Genomic DNA, 8141 nt, shown 5'->3' with positions numbered 1-8141 from the left:
TAACAGTAAAGAAAATTTTATGAACAGAACAATATCATCAAAACCACAACTATTTTTATTACACTATGCAGGAGGGGACAGAAATTCGTTTCGCTCTTTGATAGAACGTTTAGAGCCTTTTTTTCAGGTCGAAACCCCGGAGTTACCTGGTAGGGGAGATCGTATGGCAGAATCTTTCTTGACAAATAAACAAGATGCGGTAGCAGATTTATCAAGCCAAATAAAAAAGACCAGACAAAAAGAAGTTCCGTATCTGATCTATGGACATAGTATGGGAGCAATATTAGGGTTTGAAATTTGTCATGCTATGGAAAGCACAGATCCTCCCATTTATTTTGTTCCCACGGGATATCCGGGCCCCGGAATTAAAAAAAATGTACCTATTGCTGGCCTTCCGACACCTGAATTCTTTGCTGAGATCAGAAAACTGGGTGGTCTTTCGGATGAAGTAATGGAAAGTAAAGAATTGCTGGATTTTTTTGAACCTGTACTCCGTGCAGACTTTGGACTTCTAGAGAATGAAGAGAATTTTCCATTCTTTGAGAAAATACAGACCCCGATTTTCTCAGTGATGGGAAAAAGTGAACGGTATGCAATTCATATTAGAAATTGGAAAAATTACACCCATGCTGCGTGTGAATGTAAGATTGTAAATGGCAATCACTTTTTTATCAATCAAAACGATAATTATCTGTCGCAAATCATTAGGAATCTTATGAGTGCGGAAGGAATTAATTTGTAAAATAGTTGACACACGTATTCATTAAAATATAATTTTTACTCATGCATAGGAAAAAAAATTACTCATTAATTTTTATTTTTATTACAATCCTGATCGATATTATTGGGATAGGGATCGTAGCTCCCGTGCTCCCTACACTTATTTTAAAGTTGTCGAATGGCAATTTAAGTACTACAACACAATATATAGGGTGGTTTATAGCCATATATGCCTTAATGCAGTTTGTATTTGCTCCAATCTTGGGAAATCTTAGCGACCGTTACGGACGAAGACCGGTACTTTTGTGGTCGTCATTGGGACTTGGAATAGATTATCTTATTCTTGCATTTGCTCCAAGCCTTATCTGGCTGTTTGCAGGAAGAATAGTAACAGGAATTATGGGATCTAGTATGACTACGGCTACAGCATATGTTTCAGACATCAGTACTCCAGAAAAAAAGAGTCAGAATTTTGGAATGATAAGTGCTGTTGCAGGACTTGGATTAATTATAGGGCCTGTGATCGGAGGTATATTAGGGCAGTATGGTGAGCGGATTCCTTTCTATGCTGCTTCTGTACTCAGTCTTCTAAATTTCATTTATGGAGTTTTTGTTCTGCCTGAATCTCTTAAAGAGAGTAACCGGAGACCCTTCTCCTGTAAAACAGCTAATCCTATAGGAGCTATAAAAAGTCTTAAAAAGGAAATATTAGCGCCTTCGCTCATCATTGCTTTTGTTTTCATTGCTTTGGCAGGTCATGCTATGCAGAGTACTTGGAATGTTTACGGAATGAAAAAATTTGGTTGGAAGGCAGACATGATAGGCTATTCATTAGGCTTTTTTGGAGTTTTGATGGTGATATGTCAAGGATTATTTATTGGGTTATTTATTAATAAATTAGGGCAGAAGAGGGCGATCATGGTTTGTCTATTTATCTACTGTGTCAGTCTGTTACTATTTGGCATCGTGAACAAATCTTGGATGGCTTTTGCGGTTATGATGCCTTATGTATTGGGAGGAATGGCTTCCCCTATTCTGCTAAGTTTGATATCTTCCAAAGTTTCTGATAATAAGCAAGGACTGCTTCAAGGAGGATTATCCAGTATTGGTAGTGTTACTGCTGTCTTTGGTCCTTTATTAATGACAAATGTATTTGCTTATTTTACTTCTGCTCAAAGCCCCTTCTATTTTAGCGGCGCTTCTTTTATCTTGGCCTCTTTTTTGGCTTCTATTGGTAGTTTGTGCCTGTATTTTGGAATTAAAAAGGAAACACATTTTAATTAAATAAAGGACTCAACTAAAGTGACAATATTAGTAATGTTAAATCAGCAAAATGCTATAAGAAATCATTTAGTGGCGCTGTATAGCACGTTAACCCTAATAAAAAAGGCCTTTACTTTAATTATCACATCTTATCAAATAAATTCCAAACATAAAACCATAATATTCTATTCACACCATAAACAGTACGTATTTTGGTATGTCATTATTTATTTTAATAATTTAACAAAAAAAATCATTATATGCAGAAAAATAGTTAAATTTGATAAGCTAAATCACTTATTGTTGAAATGTTTAATACAAAATAAAAATATATTAAACATTAAGTGTAAGAAATAAAATAAATATTTAATTTTTCATGTTATTACAAGGCAAAATAGTATTACTAAAAAACAAATTAAATTGTTTCAATTTGAAATGGAGCTTAAATCCAAAAAGTAGATAGTATTACCTTAATCCCCCCACACTTTTATATTGTTCCCAACTTTATAATCGTAAATGATGAGAAAGAGCGGGGGGATTTTTTTTAGGGACACACCCTTGACACTGCAAGAAATTTCTGGAACATCAGAACTTCATCCAGAGAAAATACTGGCAGATCCAGGTGAAAGATCGAAAAGAATATCAAAACGCCACATAGCAGCACAAACTTCGGAAAACTATTTTTTCTTATTTTTTTCATAACCATGTTATTGTAGTAAAGATAGACTGAATTTGGCATTATCACTAAATTTAATATCTCGATAATCCCAATGCAGATAATATTAAACTTGCTTTGGTGTAATAGCGGGTTGAACCGATCGGCTCCAATATGCGTACCCACAGTCTGGCGAGTACCGGAACTACTAATGTATGTATAAACAATCCCATCTCTGTCCCCGCCATCACTGGTGTAGTTTTGCTGTTGTGATATTGTATTTCCCGATGTTTGAGAAGTCCATGTAGCCTTTTGATGCCAATGGAAAAGTACCTACAATGGATAAATCGTGGGGATTTTTAACTTCTAATGTTTTTCCATTTTCTGAAGACAACCATTCACCGCCAATAAATAGCTTGTCAAAATTGTTTTTAATTTGTTTCCTCATTTTTTTTAAATTATATAATTATTACATTTTAAATGTCATAAAAACTAATTCAAATTATTGTTCTGTAAGGTCCAAATTTATATGTTGTAATATATTTCAATGAGTGAAGTCATTTAAACTTATATATAAAAAAGGCTTGACTATTTTTGTGTTGCGAAACATAAAAAACAAATCAAGCCCATGATGTACCAAGTACTTGACAAAGATATAATAGAAAATGAAATAGTACCCTATCTTCCGCTGCCAAAACGAGGATTTTTTCCCAAAGCTCTTTTAGTGGAAATCGTGAATAGTATATTATACAAGCTCAAAACAGGAGTTCAATGGGAATATTTACCTGTAAAAAGTTTGTTTGAAGACTATGTTTTAAGTTATCAAAGTGTTTTCTATCATTATCGTAAATGGTGTGTTAATAATGTTTGGGAAGACTGCTGGATACGGCTGTTATCCAAAAACAAATCAAAGCTGGATTTATCAAGCGGAGATTTAGATGGCAGCCATACATCGGCATTACGCGGAGGAGAAGAGGTTTCTTATCAAGGAAGAAAAAAGCGAAAAACAAGTACTGCACTTTATTTTACAGACAGGCAAGGACTCCCTTTAGCCATCTCTGATCCTGTCGCCGGGAATCATAATGATCTGTATCCTATTGAAATGTATTTTGACCAGATCACTCAGACGCTAAAAAGAGCAGATATTGCTATAGAAGGATTATTTATTAATGCAGATGCCGGATTTGACGCTCAAAACTTCAGAAAGCATTGTGAAAGTAAAAATATCATCGCCAATATTGCTTTCAATAAGCGGAACGGATCAGATACAGACAATTTTTATTTTGATGAAATTTTATATCACCAAAGATATGCGATAGAAAGAACAAATGTCTGGTTAGACAGCTTCAGATCGTTGCTCAACCGTTTTGATACTACGGTATCCAGCTGGAAATCTTTCAATTATTTAGCCTTTATGGTAATTGCTCTGAAAAAATTCTATAAAAATGAAAAGTTTAAATGAATTCTATTTAAAAATATGTTTCAAAATTGTATAAACTATTATTAATTTATTATAAAACGATATTGATTCGGTAATAAATCATGATGTAAACTTCTTTGAGCTGTAATTAATCAGACGTTAAACAATTTTCTCAATTATTATATAAACCAAAATGCTTAAATTCGGGTAATAATGAACTATCCATTTATAATATACCTGAAAAATAAAACATCTACGCAATTTGAGTACAAAAGAGATGTTTCGTCTGTGGCTAATACCTACAACGGATATTATATAACATTTAGCAATGGAAGAAGTTACACTTATGGCGCGGACAGGGTACTTTATTATCCATTTGTATCAAGGAGGGAAAATGTACATATATATGAACGGGGTATACTGAATAAGAAATATAATACGGTTGATGACTATGGTCAATATGTGATTTTTCGAAAGGGAAATCATTGTTCGCTTCCGGTAGAAAAAAGCAAAGATATTGAAATCTGTGATGTTAAAAAGAATACTAAGCATGCAGAATCTCTGCTCAATTATTTTAAGAAGATACTGGAAGAAAATAATAGCGTATCGTTTGATATTCAAAATGAGGAGACAGGAAATAAAAGTTCAAATCAAATAAGCTCCGAGATATTACTTAAGGCTCTTGATGGCATAGATATATTGGATTCAAGATCAGTACTTTCCAAGTACATAGATGGGATTAATTCTTTTATCGGCTTACCAGATGATATACTGATTTATCCTTTCGGCTGCAATGAGAGTCAAAAGCTGGCGGTTGAAACATCGCTCAGCAATTCTATAAGTATAATGGAAGGCCCTCCCGGTACAGGGAAAACACAAACCATTTTAAATTTAATAGCCAATCTCATTTTACAGAATAAAACTGTTGCAATTGTTTCGAACAATAATTCTGCAGTATTCAATGTGCAGGAGAAGCTAGCGAAGTATGGCTGTGAAATGGTTGTTGCCTCCCTTGGAAATAATGAAAACAAAGCTTTATTCTTTGATAATCATGTGGTACAAGAAGTCGATCGAGATTTTGAAATTTCAGAAGAGCGACTAAAAATCCTCAAGAATGAAGTTCGGAGCTTGGATTCCGTACTAACAATATGTTTTCAGAAACGGAACAAATTAGCTATCTTGAAAACTAAACTGTCTGAGGCCGAAATAGAATTCAGTCATTTGAAAGTGGAACAGCCCCTCGATCGAAAAGTGAAATCGGTGCTTGACCAGAGGTTTCGCGGTAAATGGACTCCTACCAAAGCTTTAAAATTAAAAAAATTACTATCAACAATTGATCTGGAGAACAAGCTTTCCATCATCAATAAGCTGCGATTTGTTCTGCGATATGGATTATTTGACCTAACTAGCATCAGTAATTATGGGGAAGGGCTGGCTGTCTACGTTAACCACAAATTCTATGAATTATATATAGCAAATCTGCAAATTGAAATCTCGGACACGGAAAACTGGCTTATGTCCAACAATGAAGAAGCTAATCTTAAACAGTTTGTAGACATCTCCAAGGAGGTGTTTAATGCTGGGCTGTTTAAAAAATATAACGGTTTGGACACTGTTAGATTTAAAATGGAAGATTATCGCAATCAGTTTGATGCATTCACAATGCAGTATCCTGTAATCCTAAGTTCCACACTCTCATTACATACGAGCATTCCGAAAGGATATCTTTTTGATTATCTGATCATAGATGAAGCTTCGCAGGTTGATATTATCAAGTCTGCCACATGTTTTTCGTGCTGCCGAAACGCGATTGTAGTGGGAGATAGCATGCAGCTTACCCATATTGTAGACCAACAGATCAAAGCGGTTGCGGAGCAACTTCGAGTTGAGTATAGTATTCCCCACGCATATGATTATGTTCAGGTGAATATTCTGGATTCGCTGAAAAGTATATATGGGAGTAGTCTAAAGTCAGTGCTGTTAAAAGAACACTACCGTTGCCATCCTACTATCATAGGATTCTGCAACAAGAAGTACTATAATGATAATCTCGTTATTATGACATCTGGGAATAATCATCCTTTTAGGATTATTGAGACCAGAATATCCGGGGGGAAAGATAATTATAACCAAAGACAGATCGATGAAACTGACCTCTATATCCGCGACAATTATTCTGACTATACACAGGTCGGTGTTATAGCTCCATATAGAAGCCATGCGGATATGTTGCAGAAGCAATTGCCAAATGGGGTGGAGGCCGATACCATACATAAATTTCAGGGACGGGAAAAAGATGTGATTATTTTTAATACCGTAAAAAGCAAAATAGAATCATTTATAGATAATCCAAATCTTATAAATGTTGCAGTATCAAGAGCTGTTAAAGAGTTTATTGTCGTAAAACCTGAATCCATGGAGCTTCCTCATGGAACAAATATTGGCGATATGATACGCTACATGTGTTATATGGCAGATCCAAATGAAACAATAGTGCAAGGTCGTATCAGTTCCGTTTTTGATCTTTTATACAAAGAATACAATCAGATTTTTACTTCGTTTCTTTCATCCAATAAAAATATAAAAGGGTCTGCCGCAGAAATAATCATCCACAAGTTATTGAATGAAAATATATTGTTGAATAATGCCCAGTTTTCATCCATTGACTTCGTTAGGGAATACAGACTGAGAGATCTTATTCGGGATTTTCAGTCATTTACTAAAGATGAAATCCGATTCATACAAAAAAATTCGAGAGTAGATTTTCTACTATATAGCAAAATTGACAAAACTCCTGTGCTGGCTATAGAAGTAGACGGAGTGTCATTCCATGACAATGTATTGCAACGGGAAAGGGATCAAAAGAAAGATAATATCTTGAAAATAATAGGTCTTCCATTGCTAAGGCTATCAACTGATGGGCACGATGAGCATGCGAGGATTATTGAAAAGTTGAAAATGGCTATGGGATTGAGTTAATCGTGCTTTAAAAAATTAGATGAATAGTTTTCAATATAGCTAATTCAATTGAAGATTTTGTGATGAGTGTCTTAATGCAAATTGGTTTCTGTCATATGAACACGCCAAGGAAAAAATTGAAGTTTAGAGAGTGGAATACAACAGCTTCAGACCCCACAACTGTTTGGGAATCTGAAACTTGAAATGTTTATCGAAAACAGGTTAAAGCAGCGGGATTTTCTACTTTAGAACACTTCTAAATTTGGGAGAGGTCATTGGAGAGATCATTAAAGTAGTCTGTTTCTATTTGGTTTTGTAGCTTAAATTTGACTATCTTTATATTAGTATGTTAGTTGCCCAAAGAGCAACCTTGATTTTGATTAGGAAAAAATCAAAAAAGACTAGTATATAAGTGATTTGCTTAAGATAATATTTAATCGAATTCAAAAACGAACTGTTATGCAATCCAATGAACCTGACTCTTATTACGGCGAAAGTGAGGAAGAATATCTCGCTCGTAAAAGAGAGGAGAGTAATGCCACAGGAGGACTTATGGCGGGATTATTTGCACTTCTATTATTCTGTGTGAAAATATTTGTTATTTATGGTGCATTTATTTATGCAGGCTTTTTATTAGCCAGGAAATTCTTAGGATCCGAATCAGACAAAGTAAAGATTTTAGGATGTACAATAGTCTTTACATACCTTATTTTTTGTGTTATTTATTTTTTTAAAGGAACCATTATTGGATTTCGTGCTAAAAATCGAAATATCTGGATTTTACCATGGATAGTTTGCATATTGGTTTGCTGTCTTACCCCTGCATTTATTGTTAGTGGTTTTGTAGCTGCCCTATTCAGTCCAGCACATTATGACAATATTTGGTATAAGATTATTAGTTGGGGATCCTTTATTATTTCGGCATTATGCGTCTATAATATTTATGCGTTTAAGACACCTTCTGCCCCCATATTTTTATCTTGGAGCTACAAGTTGGGTGTAAAATTGACTTCATAATCACGGTAATGCTATTATTGATTTATTGATTGAATTAGCGAAGCTCAAACTTTTTTTCTTCCTTTTTTCATTTGCAATTCGAAGGCGAGTTCTTCTGTTTTGTCTTTT

Annotated in this window: 8 protein-coding genes; 5 read left to right on the top strand and 3 right to left on the bottom strand. The window is 34.5% G+C overall.

The genetic code is table 11. The annotated features are described in order from the left end of the window. The first annotated feature begins 19 nt into the window (after nt 1-19). Nucleotides 20-742: a thioesterase II family protein gene (locus DRF60_RS13285; protein ID WP_157967966.1), complete on the top strand. Its 723-nt coding sequence runs from the start codon at nt 20-22 to the stop codon at nt 740-742. 41 nt (nt 743-783) lie between these two features. Next, nucleotides 784-2004 carry a TCR/Tet family MFS transporter gene (locus tag DRF60_RS13280; RefSeq protein WP_116012505.1) on the top strand — a complete coding sequence of 407 codons (1221 nt, stop codon included), beginning with the start codon at nt 784-786 and terminating at the stop codon, nt 2002-2004. A 523-nt stretch (nt 2005-2527) separates the two neighbouring features. Here the strand turns inward: DRF60_RS13280 and DRF60_RS21180 are convergent. The 3 genes from DRF60_RS21180 to DRF60_RS13270 are packed head-to-tail and all read right to left on the bottom strand — an operon-like array spanning nt 2528 to nt 3086. Further along, entirely contained in the window at nt 2528-2683 is a 156-nt protein-coding gene (locus DRF60_RS21180; protein ID WP_157967965.1) for a hypothetical protein, read from the bottom strand. A gap of 50 nt (nt 2684-2733) precedes the next feature. Further along, nucleotides 2734-2886: a hypothetical protein gene (locus tag DRF60_RS21175; RefSeq protein ID WP_157967964.1), complete on the bottom strand. Its 153-nt coding sequence runs from the start codon at nt 2884-2886 to the stop codon at nt 2734-2736. Beyond that, on the bottom strand, nt 2886-3086 hold the full coding sequence (locus DRF60_RS13270; protein ID WP_116012503.1) for a hypothetical protein: 201 nt from the start codon (nt 3084-3086) through the stop codon (nt 2886-2888). Before DRF60_RS13270 ends, DRF60_RS21175 begins: the two co-directional genes overlap by 1 nt. A gap of 183 nt (nt 3087-3269) precedes the next feature. Between DRF60_RS13270 and DRF60_RS13265 the strand changes: the two genes are divergently transcribed. The 3 genes from DRF60_RS13265 to DRF60_RS13255 all read left to right on the top strand — a co-directional run bounded on the left by DRF60_RS13265 (nt 3270) and on the right by DRF60_RS13255 (nt 8033). Then, nucleotides 3270-4100, top strand: coding sequence for a transposase (locus DRF60_RS13265; RefSeq protein ID WP_116012502.1), 831 nt, complete (start codon nt 3270-3272; stop codon nt 4098-4100). Nucleotides 4101-4271: 171 nt separating this feature from the next. Next, nucleotides 4272-7037, top strand: a complete 2766-nt coding sequence (locus DRF60_RS13260) for an AAA domain-containing protein (RefSeq protein ID WP_116012501.1) — start codon at nt 4272-4274, stop codon at nt 7035-7037. A 438-nt stretch (nt 7038-7475) separates the two neighbouring features. Then, complete coding sequence (locus tag DRF60_RS13255; RefSeq protein WP_116012500.1) at nt 7476-8033, top strand: hypothetical protein; 558 nt, start codon at nt 7476-7478, stop codon at nt 8031-8033. Nucleotides 8034-8141: the final 108 nt, after the last annotated feature.

This window comes from Chryseobacterium elymi, assembly GCF_003385495.1.
Taxonomy (GTDB): Bacteria; Bacteroidota; Bacteroidia; order Flavobacteriales; family Weeksellaceae; genus Chryseobacterium; species Chryseobacterium elymi.
This window is presented reverse-complemented; position numbering and strand designations above follow the sequence as displayed.

What these genes read in the sequence shown, in the direction of transcription:
- DRF60_RS13285 (WP_157967966.1), top strand. Translation starts at nt 20, where the DNA reads ATGAACAGAACAATATCATCAAAACCACAACTATTTTTATTACACTAT.
- DRF60_RS13280 (WP_116012505.1), top strand. Translation starts at nt 784, where the DNA reads ATGCATAGGAAAAAAAATTACTCATTAATTTTTATTTTTATTACAATC.
- DRF60_RS21180 (WP_157967965.1), bottom strand. Translation starts at nt 2,683, where the DNA reads ATGAAAAAAATAAGAAAAAATAGTTTTCCGAAGTTTGTGCTGCTATGT.
- DRF60_RS21175 (WP_157967964.1), bottom strand. Translation starts at nt 2,886, where the DNA reads ATGGCGGGGACAGAGATGGGATTGTTTATACATACATTAGTAGTTCCG.
- DRF60_RS13270 (WP_116012503.1), bottom strand. Translation starts at nt 3,086, where the DNA reads ATGAGGAAACAAATTAAAAACAATTTTGACAAGCTATTTATTGGCGGT.
- DRF60_RS13265 (WP_116012502.1), top strand. Translation starts at nt 3,270, where the DNA reads ATGTACCAAGTACTTGACAAAGATATAATAGAAAATGAAATAGTACCC.
- DRF60_RS13260 (WP_116012501.1), top strand. Translation starts at nt 4,272, where the DNA reads ATGAACTATCCATTTATAATATACCTGAAAAATAAAACATCTACGCAA.
- DRF60_RS13255 (WP_116012500.1), top strand. Translation starts at nt 7,476, where the DNA reads ATGCAATCCAATGAACCTGACTCTTATTACGGCGAAAGTGAGGAAGAA.